Raw genomic sequence first — 18475 nt, 5'->3', positions numbered from 1 at the left:
GGCTCTCTTATACTGTCAGCACGACGCAGCTGTTGGCGTCCCAGCTAAGGCGCACTTCATCGCCCCAGGTCGGCGCGCCTTCGCGGAAACGATGCGCGTTTTGCAGCTGCGCGCTGATCATCTGTCCGCTATGCAACCGCACATGATAAATCGACAGATCGCCCAGATAGGCGATATGCACCACTTCACCCACGGCAAAGTTGCAACCGTCCTCCGGTACCTGATCGCACAGCATCACCTTTTCCGGACGCAGCGCGATAGAAACCGGGACGTTATCCATCACAGAGACGTCCGAAGCCACTTTCAGCGGATGCACCAGTCCGGGACTGTCGATCACCAGCCCGTCCGTGCGGCGTTCGCGCAGCAGGCCTTCAAACACATTCACGGAGCCAATAAATTCTGCGCTGTAGCGACTGGTGGGATGCTCGTAGATCTCTTCCGGCTCGCCGATTTGCACAAACTTGCCGCGATTCATAATGGCGATACGGCCAGCCATGGTCATCGCTTCTTCCTGGTCGTGCGTTACCATGACGCAGGTAGCGCCGACACGCTCCAGGATATCCACTACTTCAAGCTGCATACGATCGCGCAGCTTTTTATCCAGCGCGCCCATCGGCTCATCCAGCAGCAGCAGCTTCGGTCGTTTTGCCAGGCTACGTGCCAGCGCCACGCGCTGACGCTGGCCGCCGGAAAGCTGGTGGGGTTTGCGTTTGGCGAATTCCTGCATATGCACCAGCGCCAGCATCTCCGCCACGCGCTCGGCGATATCGCTCTTCGACAGCTTGTCCTGCTTTAAACCAAAGGCGATGTTCTGCTCTACCGTCATATGCGGAAAGAGCGCATAGGACTGAAACATCATATTAATGGGGCGCTGATAAGGCGGCACGTGGGAGAGATCCTGACCGTCCAGCAGAATCTGCCCTTGAGTCGGTGCTTCAAATCCCGCCAGCATACGCAGCAGGGTGGATTTACCACAGCCTGATGCGCCAAGCAGCGCAAAAATCTCGCCTTTATAAATGGTCAAACTGACATCGTCTACGGCGTGCTGTCCATCAAATGACTTGGTCAGATTACGGATTTCCAGCAGCGGCGTCAGGGCCTTTGCCGTTTTTTGGGGATGACGGGGGATCGCGTCGTTCACTAACATCTCTCTCCGGCAATTAGCGGAAACTCGCGGCACGCAGCCGCACAAATGAGACAACAGAGGCCGATACCGCGCCTCTGTTGTCGTTAACCTGCGATGATGATTCTTGTTAGTCGAATTACTTACCGCTTTTCACTTTGGTCCATGCACGGGTACGCACACGATCAAGTTTAGGTTCCTGTACTTTCAGCACGAACAGTTTGGACATGGTTTCCGGTCCAGGGAAGATGCCTGGGTTATTGCGTATTTCTTCACTAATCAGCGGCAGCGAGGCCTTGTTACCGTTAGCGTAGAACATCTTGTCGGAAATATGCGCAATCACTTTCGGATCCATGATGTAGTTCAGCCATTGATAGGCGGCATCCAGGTTTTTCGCATCTTTTGGAATCGCCATCATATCGAAGAAGGCCAGCGCGCCCTCTTTCGGAATGCTGTAGGCGATATCGACGCCGTTCTTCGCTTCCGCCGCACGCTCTTTCGCCTGCAGAATATCTCCGGCCCAGCCGATCGCCACGCAGGTATTGCCGTTGGCCAGATCGTTAATGTACTGAGAAGAGTGGAAATAACGGATGTTGGGTCGCAGCTTTAACAGCAGATCGGTCGCCGCACCTGAATAATCTTTCGCATCGCTGCTGTTGGGATCTTTGCCGAGGTAGTTCAGCACGGTAGCGAAAATCTCTTCTGGCGCATCCAGGAAAGAAACGCCGCAGCTTTTCAGCTTCGCAAGATTTTCTGGTTTCAGCACCAGATCCCAGCTGTCCACTGGCGCATCTTTGCCCAGCGCCGCTTTCACTTTTTCGACATTGTAGCCGATACCGGTGGTTGCCCAGAGGTAAGGGATCGCATACTTATTGCCCGGATCGTGCTGCTCAACTTTTTTCAGCAGCTCAGGATCAAGGTTTTTATAATTGGGCAGTTTGCTTTTATCCAGCTCCTGAAACACGCCGGACTGCAGCTGACGCGCCAGGAAGCTGGACGACGGCACCACAACATCATAGCCGGTGCTGCCCGCCATCAGTTTGCCTTCCAGCACTTCGTTGGAATCAAAAACGTCGTAAACCACTTTAATTCCGGTCTGCTTTTCAAAGCCCGGTACGGTATCCGGCGAAATATAATCCGACCAGTTATAGACATGCAGCGTTTTCTGCTCCGCCATCGTGCCGGCGGAAACCGCCATCAGCGCACCAGCTATCACACCAGACAACCATTTTTTGCTGTGGTTGTTTAACATGTTTTCCTTCCTCCAGAAACGGGGTCAATCTCAACGATGCAGAACAAAAGAAACCGGATGGCTTCCTGCGTGTAAAACAGAGAATGAATCATTATTCACCACAGGCATAACAGGAAAAGCGTATTGCTCAGTGTGGTTTAAGAGACTTCTTATGCAGCCTCGCAAGCATAGCCGCAGCGTGCCCTTCAGGCTATACCTCAGAGTAAAAAACGCCTTTTATCGATTATTTATGCATGTTTCATCTATGTGATACGCCAGACAGGGCATAAACGGCGATAAATATCTGGCATTAAAGGGCAAACTGCAGAATAAAAATGTGAATTGCGCCGCTTGCCCGGTAAGAATATCGGGAAGCGGTGCAAAAAGGGAAAGTGGGGTGTGAACAGAACTCAGTGCAGCACCGGCAGGCGGTTTCCGGGAACCACCAGATCGTCTTCTTCAGCCTCGCCGTTTATCAGCAGATTATTGGCGAAGGCTTCCATAATCACCATTGAGATCTGCTCTTCGCTCTGGCGCAGGAAATGCACAAACTGGCCATAGGTAATGCCCGCATTGGTCATTAACGACTGGCAAACAATCAGCTTGGGTAAATTATCGTCCTGAATATCAAGAAAGGCTTTTACGGTTAGCGAGGCGGCATTGATTTGTGAAAGATCGCCTACCAGCGGGATCAGCGCCGTTGGTTTAACCTCGGCGAGGGCGGAGAAAAGAATGACGTTATCTACCAGATCGATCTTGGCATCGAAAACGCCATCAAAATTCTGCATGTGCGGCAAATGTAGCGCCTGACAGGCGTCACATTCAAACCAGGTAATGCTCTGCTGATCCAGCCAACGTCGTAATACGTCTAAGTCTGGAACGACGAGTGAATCCATATGCTACTGCCCTATAATACCGCGATGAAATAAGCGCAATAGCTTACGGAAAAAGCAACCTGAAAACCACGTCCGAGGGTCAAAAAGGCGGGTTACCCGCCGGTTTTCAGACTGAAACCGGGGCGAGCATGTTGCTCTATCCAGTCAATCATCATCGCCGCGATATTCAACCCGGTAGTTTTTTCAATGCCTTCCAGACCCGGCGAGGCATTAACTTCCATTACCAGCGGGCCGCGCCGGGCGCGCAAAATATCCACCCCCGCTACGTCCAGCCCAAGCGTGGCCGCCGCCCTGACCGCAATCTCCCGTTCACGCGGCGTAATTTCGACGCAGCGAGCGCGGCCGCCACGATGTAAATTAGAGCGGAAATCGCCCTCTTTCGCTTCACGCTCAATGGCTGCCACCACTTCATCGCCGATCACCAGGCAGCGAATATCACGCCCCTGCGCCTCTTTAATAAACTCCTGCACCATAATGTGCGCGTTCAGACCGCGAAAGGCGTCAATCACGCTTTCCGCCGCCTGACGCGTTTCTGCCAGCACCACGCCGATGCCCTGGGTCCCCTCTACCAGCTTTACCACCAGCGGCGCGCCGCCCACCATCTCCATCAGATCGTGGGTATCGTCGGGAGAATGGGCGAAACCAGTAACCGGCATATCGATGCCCTGGCGCGCCAGCAGCTGCAGCGAACGCAGCTTGTCGCGCGCCCGGGTAATCGCCAACGATTCATTCAGCGGATAGCTGCCGCACATTTCAAACTGACGCAGCACCGCAGTGCCGTAAAAGGTGGTTGCCGGACCGATACGGGGGATCACCGCATCGTAATGCGGCAGCAGTTCGCCACGGTAGTGCACCGCCGCCGAAGCGGGATTGATATTCATATAACAGGAAAGCGGGTCGATGGTATCAACCTGATGACCGCGCGCCAGCGCGGCCTCGCGCAGCCGCTTACAGGAGTAAAGCGTTGCATCACGGGAAAGGATGGCAATTTTCACCCAGCGGTCTCCGCATCCAGTTATCGCGTTGCCCAACCCTGCTTATGCAGGTAATCCAGAATAAAAGGACGGCTTTCACGCACGATAGTGCGTCGAATATGGTTGCTGAAATTATCGCTGCGTTGATTGCTGTCACGCTGCTGATAGTAAGCCTCCAGCTGACGATCGTACTCATCAAGCTGGTGACGATCCAGCGGCTGATAGCGGTTTTCATGCACCAGCATCGTGGCGGGCATACGCGGTTTCACATCGGGTTCATGCTGCGGCCAACCCAGACACATGCCAAACAGCGGCAGCACATGCTGCGGCAAGCCCAACAACTCTGTGACCTGTTCAATGTTATTACGGATCCCGCCGATATAGACGCCGCCCAGCCCCAGCGACTCGGCGGCCACCATCGCATTCTGGCCCATGATGGCGGTATCAACGCAGCCTAACAATAGCTGCTCCGCCAGGCCCAGCTGCGCCTCGGGACAAATTTGCAGATTGCGCTGGAAATCGGCGCAGAAAACCCAAAACTCCGCCGCCTGCGCCACATATTGCTGACCGCCGCTGAGCGTCACCATCTGTTCCCGTAAGGCTTTATCGGTGATACGGATAATAGAAGAGCACTGTAAAAAGCTGGACGTAGAAGCCGACTGCGCAGCGGCGATAATCGCCTCACGCTGTTCATCGCTAATCGGTTGATCGGTAAAAGCACGAATCGAACGATGCGTACGTAACAGTTCAATAGTCGGCGTCATGTAAATCTCCGGAATTTTTTGATGAAGTATCGTCCCCACTGCAGCCAAAAACGTCAGGCGCCATCACCTGCTTAGGGCAGCGCATCAGCGCGATGGCGGCGGACACATCAGGACGATACGCTTAAAATAAGCGCACGGGGCTTAATAGTAAAACGTCCTTCCCGTTCTGGCGCATAGCCTCTGCACATTGTACCAACAGGCAGAGCCTTCTTTACAATGGTGAAGGTTGCGGTTCATGATGCGTTTACTGAGCTTAAAAGTGTGACATAATTCACACAAAAATATGACATAAAGGAGATAACGATGCTTGCAGTCATTTTTGGTCGCCCCAGCTGCCCTTACTGTGTGCGTGCAAAAGAACTGGCGGAGAAGTTGACCGCAGAGCGTGACGATTTTAATTTCCGCTACGTTGATATTCAGGCCGAAGGCATTACCAAAGCGGACCTGGAAAAAACCGTGGGCAAACCGGTAGAAACGGTCCCCCAGATTTTTGTTGATCAGCAGCATCTCGGCGGTTTCACTGACTTCAACGCCTGGAGCAAAGCGAACCTGGGCGTCGCACTGTAAATTACAGGCATAAAAAAACCGGCCCGCTACAGAGCGCGTCGGTTTTTTTATGGCGGTTAGCGTGTAATGCGCGAAGCCGCCAGCGTACGCCACAGCATCACCAGCAGCGCGCCAAAGCCGCACCAAAAGATGGCGCTGGTCATCCATGCCAGCTCCTGCAGCAGCGGAAAAGGCATAAAGGTGCCGCTGATGCCCATCAGCATGCAGAAGGGCGTTGCGGCTACCGCGGCCATTAAAGCCTGTGCCAGCGGCGTATGACGATTGATCATCGCGGCAATCAGGCCTGGCAACATAAACAGCAGCAGACCGGTTTGCTCAGAGGTTTGCCCTGGCGTCTCTTCAGCGCCGCCATAACGAGTCACGAAAAATGTTGCGCAGTAAAGCGTCATACAAATTACGACGCCCGGCCAACGGACGCTATACAACAGCATAATCTTTCCTCGTTTATTTGTGCGAACCAGGATTGTCAAAATAACTATTCACGCCAAAGGCTGTTAAAAAATTAACGAGTAAAAGTTAATAAATATTTTGTTTTGCTGCGGCTTTCTGCTGGAGGTCTGCTGAATAAATGAATAAAATGAATGCCACTCTATACTTACTCCTGAATACAGCTTTCCAGACGCTAACCTGTCTGGCTTACCATAGCGGCCACAGGAATAAACGTTAGCCTGGAATGCCATGAATTTCAACAAGTTACTGGTAAACAAGAAGTTAATACGTGAATATAAACGTCGCAGATTTGTTAAGTCGGAATGATATATTGTTATTATTCGTTGTGCTGGCTTTAGGACTGTGCCTGGGCAAATTACGCCTGGGGTCAGTGCAACTGGGTAATTCCATTGGTGTTTTAGTGGTTTCACTATTACTGGGCCAGCAGCATTTCTCAATTAATACCGATGCGCTTAGCCTGGGTTTTATGCTTTTTATTTTTTGCGTGGGAGTGGAAGCCGGTCCCAATTTCTTTTCTATTTTTTTCCGCGACGGTAAAAACTATCTGATGCTGGCATTGGTGATGGTGTCCAGCGCCATGCTGTTAGCGCTGGCGCTGGGCAAAGCCTTCGGCTGGGATATTGGACTGACGGCGGGTATGCTGGCGGGCGCGATGACCTCAACCCCGGTGCTGGTGGGCGCGGGCGATACGCTGCGACAGTCAATGAGCGACAGCCATCTGCTTGACCAGATGCAGGATCACCTCAGTCTTGGCTACGCCCTGACCTACCTGGTTGGCCTGGTCAGTCTGATTTTTGGCGCGCGCTATCTGCCGCGCCTGCAGCATCAGGACCTGCCGACCTGCGCCCAGCAAATCGCGCGTGAGCGCGGTCTGGACACCGACAGCCAGCGCAAAGTTTATCTGCCGGTGATCCGCGCCTATCGCGTAGGTCCGGAGCTGGTCGCCTGGGCGGATGGAAAAAACCTGCGTGAGCTGGGCATTTACCGTCAGACCGGCTGCTATATTGAGCGTATTCGTCGTAACGGTATCCTGGCCAGCCCTGACGGCGATGCGGTGCTGCAGCTGGGCGACGAAATTTCCCTGGTGGGCTATCCCGATGCCCACGCGCGGCTCGACCCCAGCTTCCGTAACGGTAAAGAGGTTTTCGATCGTGACCTGCTGGATATGCGCATCGTAACGGAAGAGATCGTGGTCAAGAATAACAATGCGGTGAACCGACGCCTGAGCCATTTGAAGCTCACCGATCACGGCTGTTTTCTTAACCGTGTTATTCGCAGCCAGATTGAAATGCCGATTGATGAAAGCATTATGCTGAACAAAGGCGACGTGCTACAGGTAAGCGGCGAAGCCCGTCGAGTGAAAAGCCTGGCGGATCGCATCGGCTTTATCTCTATTCACAGTCAGGTCACCGATCTGCTGGCCTTCTGCGCCTTTTTTATTATCGGCCTGATGATTGGCATGGTGAGCTTTCAATTCAGTGCGTTTAGCTTTGGCATTGGCAACGCGGCCGGTCTGCTGTTTGCGGGCATCATGCTGGGTTTTTTACGCGCCAACCACCCTACTTTCGGCTATATCCCGCAGGGCGCGTTAACCATGGTTAAAGAGTTTGGCCTGATGGTATTTATGGCGGGCGTCGGCCTGAGCGCTGGCAGCGGTCTCGGCCACGGGCTGGGCGAAACCGGTCTGCTGATGCTGCTGAGCGGGCTGCTGGTCAGCCTGCTGCCGGTGGTGCTCTGCTACCTGTTTGGTGCCTACGTGCTGCGCATGAACCGCGCGCTGCTGTTCGGAGCGATTATGGGCGCGCGTACCTGTGCCCCGGCGATGGAGATCATCAGCGATACGGCGCGCAGTAATATACCGGCGCTGGGCTATGCCGGCACCTATGCCATCGCCAACGTTTTGCTGACGCTGGCGGGTACGCTTATCGTGATTATCTGGCCGGCGCTGGGTGGTTAAAAAATATTTGAATTCGGCTGCGAACTTCTTTAGCGAGAGACAGTCTGAATAAGTGCCACTGCTTTTCTTTGAAATCCCAAATTGTGGAGCCCGTTAATCAATGATTAGCGGGTTTTTTTATGGCTGTTTCCCTGCCTCTTAATGTTTTCCTAAGCGCCGCTGCGCACTATAGCCTGTCTGTAATGAGCTATGGACACTGTCATGCAACTTTCTTCAAAGTTAAACCAACACGAAACATTACCCCCGATTAGGATTAACGCGCTTTACCCTTTATCCGCACGCTTTTACGCTATCCACGCTGTTTTACTGGCAGTTTTTGGCCTGCTGTTTTTATGGCTCGCTCGTGACGGCACTCTGGACAATGCGCTAGCCGGTTACTGGTTCGATCCACTGACGCAGCGCTTTCCATGGAAAGATAATCGCTGGCTGGATCTTATCAATCACCGGCTGCTGAAGGATATGGTGATCGCGACCGGCGTTACGCTGTTGATCGCCGGGTTGCTGCGTCGCCAGCCTCGCTGGATTCTGGTGGCATTGCTGACAGGTATCGGTCCGCTGGTGGTGGGCGTGCTCAAAGCGACCAGCGCGCATTCGTGTCCGTGGGATCTGGTGATGTTCGGCGGCAAGGCCGTTGCCTGGCCGCTGTTTGGCGTTGTGCCGCCAGATAGCGGGCCTGGCCGCTGTTTTCCGGGTGGTCATGCTTCAAGCGGCTTCAGTTTAATGGCGCTGTTTTTCCTTTACTGGCCGACGCGCCGACGCCTTGCCTGGCTGTGCTGGAGCGGAGCCGTAGTGCTGGGCTTAGTGATGGGTTACGGGCAAATGATGCGCGGCGCGCACTTCCTTACTCATAATTTATGGGCAGGCTGGTGGGTTTGGCTGGCGCAGCTGTTGACTTACAGGTGTGTAACGTACCTGATGAATAAGATGAGGAAGAAATAATGATGGAAGAGTTGAACCGGATGCTGTTTCTCTGGATCAACGCCACGCCGCAGTCAGCGGCCTGGTTACTGGAACTGGCGATCTTTATCGCCAAAGACTTAATCGCTATCGTCCCGCTGCTGATCGCCGTGCTGTGGCTATGGGGGCCGCACCTTGGCATTCGGACATTGGTATTGAAAACCGGTATCGCTCTGCTTTATGCGCTGGCGATCTCCTGGTGCGTGGGACAGCTGTTTCCGCATCCACGTCCTTTCGCCATTGGACTGGGCCATCAATTTCTGTCGCATGCGCCGGATGACTCTTACCCCAGCGACCACGGCACCACCATCTTTACTTTTGCCCTGGCCTTTATCTTTTGGCATCGCATCTGGTCTGGCATGGTGCTGATGGCGATCGGCTTAGCTATCGCCTGGTCACGAATTTATCTGGGCGTACACTGGCCGATGGATATGCTGGGCGGACTGCTGGTAGGCCTGCTGGGCTGCCTGTTCTCGCAACTGGCCTGGCCGTGGTACGGCGAGCCGCTAATGAAATTACTGCATCAGATTTATCGCCTGCTTTTTTCCCTGCCGATCAGAAAAGGCTGGGTGCGCAATTAATTTACCTTCTTTCACAGGCCTGTTTAACAGGCCTTTTTTTATCTCTTTTTATTTATCGCCAGTTGTATCTTTGCCCGTTCTTATTGCGCAAAAGATGCCTTTTCTAATTAAATAGGTTGCGCAAAAGGGATAAATATTAAACAAATGATATTTTAATTGATTGATTTAAATAGAAATAAAATCTTAAGCGCTTAAAAATCGGACAAAAGGAGACGCTATTTGCTACCGCTAAAAAGATAAGAGTTCAGCCTTATCCTCTATGTTTCACAACAAACTTAGACAATTAAATTAAAAATAATTAAACATCCAGCTTATCAAGCCTAATTTATTCTTTGTATTGTGATCGTTATCACCTGATAGCGCTCTGCTGGCACTTTTAACTTATTTAGATGGTGGTAGAGTGTGCCGCGAAAATGGAGAATTCCAATATTCATTCTGTTTGCCGACGGCGGAAATTTCGCAGGATTTAACTGAGCGCTGGCGGTTTTATATTCATACGTTACTCATGGAGATGGTAATGGCTTCACAGCAAACCGCAATCCAGAACGGGCGGACGGCAGCACGCGTTAGCAGCTGGCGTAAAACCGATACCATGTGGATGTTAGGACTGTACGGCACCGCCATTGGCGCGGGTGTCCTCTTTTTACCGATTAATGCCGGCATTGGTGGGCTAATTCCGCTGATCATCATGGCCCTGCTGGCCTTCCCAATGACCTATTATGCGCACCGTGGCCTGTGCCGCTTTGTGCTTTCCGGCAGCAAGCCAGGCGAAGATATCACCGAGGTAGTGGAAGAACATTTCGGCGTAGGCGCCGGTAAAGTCATTACCCTGCTCTACTTCTTCGCGATTTACCCTATCCTGCTGGTCTACAGCGTGGCGATCACCAATACCGTAGAAAGCTTTCTGACCCACCAGCTGCACATGCAGGCACCGCCGCGCGCGCTGCTGGCTCTGCTGCTGATTGTCGGCCTGATGATGATTGTGCGCTTCGGTAAAGAGGCGATTGTGAAAACCATGAGCATGCTGGTATTCCCGTTTGTTGGAGTGCTGATGCTGCTGGCGCTGTGGTTAATCCCTAACTGGAGCACAGCGATTTTCCAGCACGCCTCATTAAGCGGCAGCGGTAGCGGCCTGGGAATGACCTTATGGCTGGCGCTGCCGGTAATGGTTTTCTCTTTTAACCATTCGCCGATCATCTCCGCCTTTGCCGTAGCTAAACGTCAGGAATATGGCGAAGAGGCTGAAGCAAAATGCTCACGCATTCTGGCGCTCAGCCATATGATGATGGTGCTGACGGTAATGTTTTTCGTCTTTAGCTGCGTGCTGTCACTGTCGCCAGCCAACCTGGCGGAAGCCAAAGCGCAAAATATTTCGATTCTTTCCTATCTGGCTAACCACTTTAATACGCCGATGATGGCGTGGATGGCGCCGATTGTGGCTATCGTGGCGATCACCAAATCGTTTCTGGGCCACTATCTTGGCGCGCGCGAAGGCTTCAATGGGTTAATTATCAAAAGCCTGCGCAGTCGCGGCAAAAGCATGGATGAGAAGAAGCTGAACCGCTTTACCGCCCTGTTTATGCTGCTGACCACCTGGCTGGTGGCGACCTGGAACCCCAGCATTCTTGGCATGATTGAAACGCTGGGCGGTCCGATTATTGCGGTCCTGCTGTTCCTGATGCCGATGTACGCTATCAATAAAGTACCGGCGATGCGTCGCTACAGCGGTGCGCTGAGCAATATCTTTGTCACGCTTATTGGCCTGATCTCCATCTCCGCTATCGTCTTTTCCCTTCTGGGTTAATTCGCTACAAGCCAGGCCAGCACACTGCTGGCCTTCCTTATTTTCTACGGCAGTCCAGGCCTCAACTATCTCCGGAACACAAAGCGTGGAAAGTTCAGGCCACAGCTATCGCGAGCACAAGGCGCAGAAAGTCCAGACAGAAGAGTAAAGCGTCCCGCGCCATGGGCGGCGCGGGTCGAGCTGTCAGGGATGACATATTTTGCGTTTTTACGATCGACCTGAACTTTTCACGCAGGCGTCTATCAATCTGGACTTTCCGTGCTGACACCGAAAACTCAGACTTCAAACAGACACAGAACGGCCTGAACTTCTCTCGCCGGCGGCAAACGCGCCTACGAGAACCACTGACCAAACCAGCCGTTCAGCTTCATCATCACAAAATCAAACATCCGGCTAAAAAAACTGCCCTCCTGCACCGGCTCCAGTACCACCAGCGGCCGTTGCGCAATCGTCTTGCCATCCAGCTGGAAATTAATCGTTCCCACCTGCTGATGCTTTTTCAGCGGTGCCTCCAGCTGCGGCGAACTCAGGGTAAAACTGGCTTTCAAATCTTTCATTTGCCCTTTCGGGATAGTCAGGGCAGCATCTTTTGCCACGCCAAGCGCAACCTCATTGCGATCGCCAAACCAGACGCGCTGCTGAGTAAAAGGCGCATCGGCCTTAACCGGCGTGACCGTTTCATAAAAACGGAAGCCCCAGGTCAACAGCTTTTCACTTTCGCGAAAACGGATACTGTCGGTCTCCGCGCCCATAACCACGGAAATCAAACGCATATCCCCTTCGGTAGCCGAGGCCACCAGATTATGGCCTGCGCCTGACGTATGACCGGTTTTAATCCCATCAACATGCAAATTGCTGCTCCACAGCAGACGATTGCGGTTACGCTGGGTAATGTTATTGAACGTAAACGACTTCTCTTTATTCAACGCATACTCTTCCGGCACATCACGAATCAGCGCCTGCCCCAGCAACGCCATATCGCGCGCGGTACTGTACTGACCTTCCGCATCCAGCCCGTGAACGGTTTTGAAATGGGTATTTTTCAGCCCCAGCGCGTTAGCATAATTATTCATCAGCCCGACAAAGGCATCCTGACTGCCCGCCACGTAATCCGCCAGCGCAATACTGGCATCGTTACCTGACTGAATCACTATGCCTTTATTCAGCTCCGACACCGGAATCCGGTCGCCGGGCTTGAGAAACATCAGCGACGATCCCTTAAGAACCGGATTACCGGTCGCCCAGGCATCCTGCCCTACGGTAACCATATCGTCGCGGGTAATCTTGCCGCTTTTAAGCGCCTGACCAATCACATAGCTGGACATAATTTTCGTCAGGCTGGCGGGATCGAGACGCTGATCGGCATTGGCCTCCGCCAGCACCTGGCCGCTGGCGTAATCCATCAGTACCCAGGCTTTAGCCTCAACCTGTGGCGCAGCAGGCGCCTGTACGGCATTAACAACAACGGGAAGCAGCAACAACGTGCCGCAGAGCGCCAGCGAACCAACGCCGGCGTGAAGACGCAATTTTTTCATGATGGAATCAGATAACCTGTAAAAAATATCATAAGTTTCATTAGGATATGAAACGCAGCGTCTTACGCTAACCTGTCGGCGCGCTGATTAAAACGGCTGCATCGTAAAGTTTCTTAGAGTTTATTAGATAAACCTTATCCTGTGCCTTAACACAAATCACACAGACCAGGGTTGATTCTGATTTTGCATAAATCAAGTAAGACGATCACAAAATTCCGCTAATCTGATTAAACCCGCTCCGAGGAGAATCACCATGGATTTAGCGCTTTTCGATCTTGATGAAACGCTGATTTGTGCAAACAGCAACAGCCTGTGGATGCGCTGGCTGGCATCGCAAGGCTACGCGCCTGAAAGCTTAATTGTTGAAGAGCAGAGATTAATGGCGCAGTATCGTCAGGGAGAGATCCCGCTGGAAACCTATATGAACAGGACGCTGGCACCGTTAACCGGGATGGCGACGCTAACCGTCAGCGGTTGGGTTCGCCGCTTTATACAGCGTGATATTGTGCCGCGCGTCTACCCCGCCGCCCGTGAACGGCTTGCCTGGCATCAGCAGCGCGGCGACACCATTATGCTGGTCTCCGCCGGAGGCGAGCATCTGTTAACGCCCATAGCGCAGCGGCTTGGGCTACACGGCGCGCTGGCGGTGGGCGTGGAGATTATCAACGATCGCTACAGCGGCCAGCCTTGCAGCACCCTAGACGGGCGAGCAGGCAAAGCGCCTCATTTGGCTGACTGGCGATCGCTGCAACATGAGAAACGTTTTCAGCATACCTGGGCCTACAGCGATTCGATTACCGATCTCCCGCTGCTGGAACAGGCGGATCACGCCTGCGTTATCAACCCTGATATTCAGCTATTGCAGGAAGCGCGGCAGCGCGGCTGGGAAGTCACACACTGGGAAAAATAATCCCGCCAGCCTGACCCGCATGCCACAGGGTCAGGCTGGATCCCGTCTGTTGGCTCAGGGCTGCAAACCCACCTTCAGCAGCTTGCCATTGCTCTCATCGGTCAACACATAGAGATAACCGTCCGGTCCCTGACGCACATCACGGATCCGCTCGCCGCGATCCTGCAACAAACGCTCTTCTTCAATCACCTTGTCGCCATTCAGACTCAGACGAATCAAATTTTTCTCTTTCAGTGCGCCGATAAACAGCGAATTTTTCCAGGGCTGAAAACGTGCGCTATTGTAAAAGGCCATGCCGCTGATGGCGGGTGAATTTTTCCACCAGTAAACCGGCTGTTCTGTACCCGGCGCTTCGCCGCCTTTTGATTCAGGCACCTTATCGCCGCTATAGTCAACGCCCCAGGTAGCCAGCGGCCAGCCATAGTTTTTGCCTTTTCGCGGAATATTGACCTCATCACCGCCGCGAGGGCCATGCTCGCTTTCCCACATCTCCTGCGTCCAGGGGTTAAGCGCCAGCCCCTGTGGATTACGCAGACCATAGGCCCAGATTTCCGGGCGCGCATTGGGCCGCGTAACAAAAGGGTTATCCTGCGGTACCGTACCATCGCCTTTCAGGCGCACCAGCTTGCCGGTGAGCTTATCCAGATCCTGCGCGGTTGCGCTCTGGAAATTATCGCCAAAGGCGATCCACAGATACCCTTCGCGGTCAAAGGCGAGACGGGTGCCAAGGTTAGCACCGCCGGAAAGCCTGGGCTGCTGACGCAGCACTACCCTGAAATCCGCCAGCCGACGCCCGTCTTCGCTCAGCCTGCCGTAGCCAACCACCGCTCCGGCGCGCCCGCTTTTATCCGCTTCGGTATAGCTGAGCCAGACGCGGCGGCTTTGGGCAAAATCGGGCGCCAGCGCCACATCCAGCAGGCCGCCCTGACGCTGATGCCATACCTCCGGCACGCCTTCAACAGGCTGCGACAGCCCTTTTTCCGGCTGCCACAGGCGTAGTGAGCCTGACCGCTCGGTCAACAGAATGGTTTTATTATCGGGTAAAAAAGCCAGTGACCAGGGGTGATCGAGTTTGTCCTGCAGCTGCTGCACCGTAACCTGCGCCGCCAGAGAGGAGGCTGAAAACAGCAGCGCCCCGCTTAATACCAGAGAGATTAATGGACGAGACATCATGCACTCCTTCAGGAATCAGAGAGTAAACTGTGATTATTTTCACGCTTTGGCGCTTAAAAAAGCTAAAAATTCGCCAAAAAGTCAAAGTTAACTAATCTTTTAACTAACGTTAATATTTAGTTTCCCTGGTGTTTGGCCCGTCCTGTTGGCGGGCTTTTTTTTATCCTGCAACGGCTCTATTCCTGCTCTGCGGCTAAATCGGTGCTCACGCGCAATTTATATAAATCGATCGCTTTGTCCCGGATCACCTTTAATTTTGATTCTGCCGCCACCAGCGGCCATACCGTTCCCTGCTGCTGCTGATAATAGGCGGAAATCGCCGCGTTATAGCTGTCACGATAGTGCAACCAGCTACGCTGCGCTGCGGTTATTTTCTGCCTGACGCTCTGCGGCTGCGCGTTAAGCAATAGCTGATACTGCTTATTCAGCTCACCATCCCACTGCTGAATGGCACTGCTGTAGCACTGCGCATTATCGGCCGTGCTGTTGGCATGCAGCTTACACGCCAACAGCTGCTGATCAATCTCCTCGCCCGGCTCTGCCGCCAGGCCAACCACGGGAAAGGTCAGCGACAGCAGTACTAATGCGGTTAACTTCATTTGATTACCTCAATCGGTGCCGCAATGTAATCAGGATTCAAAGGGGTAACAGATCCCCCAGCGCTGACGAATCTCCGTCATCAGGGCCACCACATCATTGGTGAGATAGTGCAGCGGATTTACGCCTTCGGCGGCATATTTTTCCAGCGCCAGAATTTCATACTGTAGCGCACGCCCGCTTTGCCCCGCTTCAAGGGTTTGCGTGGTGCCATCCGCCCAGCTTAACTGCGCCTGCTGCGCGCGCGGAAAATCATCAACGGTAATAAAACCATGCTCGCAGGCGATAATGCCGCGCTTCGGCATTTTGGCGCGAAACGCCAGCGAGATGGTGGCCATTTCGTTTTGGCTGTTTTGCAGCAGAATGCCGCACTGTTCGTCAACGCCGGTGCTGAATTTAGCCACTGTGGTAAACAGCTGGTTCGGCTGCTCGCTCAGGAAAAAGCGGGCAAACGAGAGCGCATAGGTGCCGATATCCAGCAACGCGCCGCCTGCCAGCTGTGGATTAAAGAAACGGTTATTGGGATCGGCTTCTTTAACGGTGCCAAAAGAGACCTGAATCATTTTCAGCTTGCCCAGTTTTCCGCTTTCAATCAGCGTTTTTAGCTGATGAAACAGTGGCATATGAAACAGCGTCATCGCCTCGGCTACGATCAGCTTCTTCTCTGCCGCCAGCTGGTTAATCTCACTCAGCTCATCGCTGCTGACGGTTATCGCCTTTTCCACCAGCAGATGCTTGCCCTGCTCCAGCGCCTGCTTCATCCAGCTGAAATGGCTGGCGTGTGGCGTAGAGATATAGACCGCGTCTATTTGCGGATCGGCCAGCATTTGGGGAATATCATCAAATACCCGCTCAATACCGTAGCGTTGCGCAAACGCTTCACCTTTCTCGCGGCTTCTGGCGCCTACCGCATAAATTTGCCTGCCCATTGCGCCCTGAGCGGCGGCAAACTGATGCGCAATGGCGCCCGGTCCAATAATTGCCCATGTTAACGGCTTCATTTTTCCTCTCTTTTTGCTGTCCGAAGGGTAAGTGTAGACAGCGAAAGGCGCGACGGGTGAATTTGCCCGTCGCGGGCAGTTTTCAGCTTTTCAGTTTCGGATCGAGCGCATCGCGCAGGCCATCGCCCAGCAGGTTAAAGGCCAGCACCGTCAGAAAAATCGCCAGGCTGGGGAAAATCGCCACGTGCGGCGCCATCACCATATCTGCTCGCGCCTCGTTGAGCATCGCACCCCACTCCGGCGTAGGCGGCTGCGCGCCCAGCCCCAGAAACGACAGGCTGGCAGCGGTGATAATCGAGGTGCCAATGCGCATGGTGAAATAGACCACAATCGATGAGACCGTGCCGGGCAGAATATGGCGCACCATCAGAGTCCAGTCCGATGCGCCGATACTACGTGCCGACTCGATAAAGGTTTGATGCTTCAGCACCAGCGTATTGCCACGCACCAGACGGGCAAAGGCGGGCACGCTGAAAATCGCTACCGCCACGATAACGTTGGACATACCGCTGCCCATGATCGCCACGACCGCAATCGCCAGCAAAATCCCCGGAAAGGCGAACAGCACATCGCAGATGCGCATAATAATACGGTCCCACCAGCCCTCATAGTAACCTGCCAGCAGACCAAGCGCGGTGCCGATCGCTCCGCCGATAGCGACGGAAAAAAAGCCCGCCAGCAGCGAAATGCGGGTGCCCACCAGTACCCGACTAAAAATGTCGCGGCCAAGGGAATCCACGCCGAACCAGTGCATCGCGGAAGGGCCTTCTGTCAGCCGGTCATAATCAAAGTAATTTTCAGCATCAAATGGCGCAATCCACGGCGCGCATATTGCCAGCACAATCAGCAATAACACAAAAACGCCAGCCGCCAGCGCCACAGGCTGACGGCGGAAACGTCGCCAGAATTCGCGCCACGGTGTACGTACCCGCTCGTTCTGTTGCAGGGGCATCGCCTTCAGAGCTGCCTCTCGTCGCCAGTTTTTCATCGCAGCTCCTTATTTGTACCGTATCGCCGGGTTAATGGCGGCATACAACATATCCACGATCAGGTTGATCAGGATAAACTCCAGTGAAAACAGCAGTACCTCCGCCTGTATCACCGGATAGTCGCGCATCTCCACCGAATCCACCAGCAGGCGTCCCAGGCCTGGCCAGTTAAACACCACTTCCACGACAATCGAACCGCCCAGCAGAAAGCCAAACTGCAAGCCCATCATGGTGACTACCGGAATCATGGCGTTGCGCAAGCCATGTTTAATCAGCACCTTCGACTCGCGCACTCCTTTGGCACGTGCGGTGCGCATATAGTCTTCCTGCATCACCTCAATAAAAGAGGCGCGGGTAAAGCGCGCCATAATCGACGCCACCGCCGCGCCCAGCGTAATAGAGGGCAAAATATAGTGCTGCCAGCTCTCCGCGCCGACGGTCGGTAGCCAGCCCAGCTCCACGGAGAAAACCTGCATCAGCAACATGCCGAGCGCAAAAGCGGGAAAAGAGATGCCCGATACCGCCAGCGTCATGCCGATACGATCCGGCCAGCGATTACGCCACACGGCGGAGATAATCCCAATCCCCATGCCAAAAATTACTGACCAGATCATACTGGTCAATGTCAGCCACAGCGTCGGCAGAAAGCGTGAAGCGATCTCCTCCGATACCGGCCTTTTCGATACCATCGACGTGCCAAAATCCCCCTGGAGCGCGTTGACCATAAAATGCAAAAACTGCTGCGGCAGCGGCTTATCCAGTCCCAGATCCTGACGCACCAGCGCAACCACGCTGGCATCTGCTTCAGGCCCGGCCACCAGCCGCGCCGGATCCCCTGGCAGTAAATGAACAAACAGAAAGACCAGCACCGCCACGATCAGCAGCGTAGGTATCAATCCCAGCAGGCGTTTAAGGAAATAGTTCAGCATGCGTTTCCCTGCGTCGCAGACGCCAGCCTCAGCGGCT

The 18475-nt window shown here is 53.7% G+C and carries 18 protein-coding genes; 6 read left to right on the top strand and 12 right to left on the bottom strand.

Annotated elements, in window-relative coordinates; all coding sequences use genetic code 11:
• Positions 1-7: 7 nt before the first annotated feature.
• The 5 genes from potG to nfsA form a co-directional block, all read right to left on the bottom strand.
• Positions 8-1141, bottom strand: coding sequence for a putrescine ABC transporter ATP-binding subunit PotG (potG, locus tag ACQE3Z_RS13730; RefSeq protein ID WP_426974374.1), 1134 nt, complete (start codon positions 1139-1141; stop codon positions 8-10).
• A 121-nt stretch (positions 1142-1262) separates the two neighbouring features.
• Positions 1263-2375, bottom strand: coding sequence for a spermidine/putrescine ABC transporter substrate-binding protein PotF (gene potF / locus ACQE3Z_RS13725; RefSeq protein WP_426974214.1), 1113 nt, complete (start codon positions 2373-2375; stop codon positions 1263-1265).
• Between the two features lie 389 nt (positions 2376-2764).
• On the bottom strand, positions 2765-3250 hold the full coding sequence (locus tag ACQE3Z_RS13720; RefSeq protein ID WP_426974213.1) for a YbjN domain-containing protein: 486 nt from the start codon (positions 3248-3250) through the stop codon (positions 2765-2767).
• A 92-nt stretch (positions 3251-3342) separates the two neighbouring features.
• The gene (rimK, locus tag ACQE3Z_RS13715; RefSeq protein WP_426974212.1) at positions 3343-4245 is read right to left on the bottom strand and encodes a 30S ribosomal protein S6--L-glutamate ligase; all 903 of its coding nucleotides are present in this window, start codon (positions 4243-4245) and stop codon (positions 3343-3345) included.
• A 20-nt stretch (positions 4246-4265) separates the two neighbouring features.
• Positions 4266-4988, bottom strand: coding sequence for an oxygen-insensitive NADPH nitroreductase (gene nfsA / locus ACQE3Z_RS13710; protein ID WP_250652234.1), 723 nt, complete (start codon positions 4986-4988; stop codon positions 4266-4268).
• 303 nt (positions 4989-5291) lie between these two features.
• On the opposite strand from nfsA, the gene ACQE3Z_RS13705 reads away from it, so the two are divergent.
• Positions 5292-5555, top strand: coding sequence for a GrxA family glutaredoxin (locus tag ACQE3Z_RS13705; protein WP_085067463.1), 264 nt, complete (start codon positions 5292-5294; stop codon positions 5553-5555).
• Between the two features lie 56 nt (positions 5556-5611).
• On the opposite strand, the gene ybjM is transcribed toward ACQE3Z_RS13705, so the two are convergent.
• A complete protein-coding gene (ybjM, locus tag ACQE3Z_RS13700) occupies positions 5612-5986 on the bottom strand; it encodes an inner membrane protein YbjM (RefSeq protein ID WP_426974211.1) in 375 nt (124 codons plus the stop codon).
• Between the two features lie 287 nt (positions 5987-6273).
• On the opposite strand from ybjM, the gene ACQE3Z_RS13695 reads away from it, so the two are divergent.
• The 4 genes from ACQE3Z_RS13695 (at position 6274) to ACQE3Z_RS13680 (ending at position 11304) form a co-directional block, all read left to right on the top strand.
• On the top strand, positions 6274-7962 hold the full coding sequence (locus tag ACQE3Z_RS13695) for an aspartate:alanine antiporter (RefSeq protein WP_250652232.1): 1689 nt from the start codon (positions 6274-6276) through the stop codon (positions 7960-7962).
• Between the two features lie 201 nt (positions 7963-8163).
• Positions 8164-8901: a phosphatase PAP2 family protein gene (locus ACQE3Z_RS13690; RefSeq protein WP_426974210.1), complete on the top strand. Its 738-nt coding sequence runs from the start codon at positions 8164-8166 to the stop codon at positions 8899-8901.
• A gap of 2 nt (positions 8902-8903) precedes the next feature.
• A complete protein-coding gene (gene ybjG, locus ACQE3Z_RS13685) occupies positions 8904-9500 on the top strand; it encodes an undecaprenyl-diphosphate phosphatase (protein WP_426974373.1) in 597 nt (198 codons plus the stop codon).
• Between the two features lie 517 nt (positions 9501-10017).
• Entirely contained in the window at positions 10018-11304 is a 1287-nt protein-coding gene (locus tag ACQE3Z_RS13680) for an HAAAP family serine/threonine permease (protein WP_426974209.1), read from the top strand.
• Between the two features lie 332 nt (positions 11305-11636).
• On the opposite strand, the gene ACQE3Z_RS13675 is transcribed toward ACQE3Z_RS13680, so the two are convergent.
• The gene (locus tag ACQE3Z_RS13675) at positions 11637-12839 is read right to left on the bottom strand and encodes a serine hydrolase (RefSeq protein ID WP_085067468.1); all 1203 of its coding nucleotides are present in this window, start codon (positions 12837-12839) and stop codon (positions 11637-11639) included.
• 253 nt (positions 12840-13092) lie between these two features.
• Here ACQE3Z_RS13675 and ACQE3Z_RS13670 point away from each other — a divergent pair, with 253 nt between their 5' ends.
• On the top strand, positions 13093-13749 hold the full coding sequence (locus tag ACQE3Z_RS13670) for an HAD family hydrolase (protein WP_426974208.1): 657 nt from the start codon (positions 13093-13095) through the stop codon (positions 13747-13749).
• Between the two features lie 54 nt (positions 13750-13803).
• Here the strand turns inward: ACQE3Z_RS13670 and ACQE3Z_RS13665 are convergent, their stop codons facing one another.
• The 5 genes from ACQE3Z_RS13665 to gsiC form a co-directional block, all read right to left on the bottom strand.
• Positions 13804-14919 carry a PQQ-dependent sugar dehydrogenase gene (locus tag ACQE3Z_RS13665; RefSeq protein WP_426974207.1) on the bottom strand — a complete coding sequence of 372 codons (1116 nt, stop codon included), beginning with the start codon at positions 14917-14919 and terminating at the stop codon, positions 13804-13806.
• A 179-nt stretch (positions 14920-15098) separates the two neighbouring features.
• Positions 15099-15521 carry a lysozyme inhibitor LprI family protein gene (locus ACQE3Z_RS13660; RefSeq protein WP_250652227.1) on the bottom strand — a complete coding sequence of 141 codons (423 nt, stop codon included), beginning with the start codon at positions 15519-15521 and terminating at the stop codon, positions 15099-15101.
• A gap of 30 nt (positions 15522-15551) precedes the next feature.
• Complete coding sequence (locus ACQE3Z_RS13655; protein WP_426974206.1) at positions 15552-16520, bottom strand: Gfo/Idh/MocA family protein; 969 nt, start codon at positions 16518-16520, stop codon at positions 15552-15554.
• A gap of 82 nt (positions 16521-16602) precedes the next feature.
• Positions 16603-17508, bottom strand: coding sequence for a glutathione ABC transporter permease GsiD (gsiD, locus tag ACQE3Z_RS13650; RefSeq protein ID WP_426974205.1), 906 nt, complete (start codon positions 17506-17508; stop codon positions 16603-16605).
• 9 nt (positions 17509-17517) lie between these two features.
• Positions 17518-18438, bottom strand: coding sequence for a glutathione ABC transporter permease GsiC (gene gsiC, locus ACQE3Z_RS13645; RefSeq protein WP_085067474.1), 921 nt, complete (start codon positions 18436-18438; stop codon positions 17518-17520).
• Positions 18439-18475: the final 37 nt, after the last annotated feature.

Source organism: Pantoea sp. FN0307 (genome assembly GCF_050113815.1).
Classification (GTDB): domain Bacteria; phylum Pseudomonadota; class Gammaproteobacteria; order Enterobacterales; family Enterobacteriaceae; genus Mixta; species Mixta alhagi.
The sequence above is the reverse complement of the archived record's forward strand: the minus strand, read 5'-3'. Positions and strand labels throughout refer to the sequence as shown.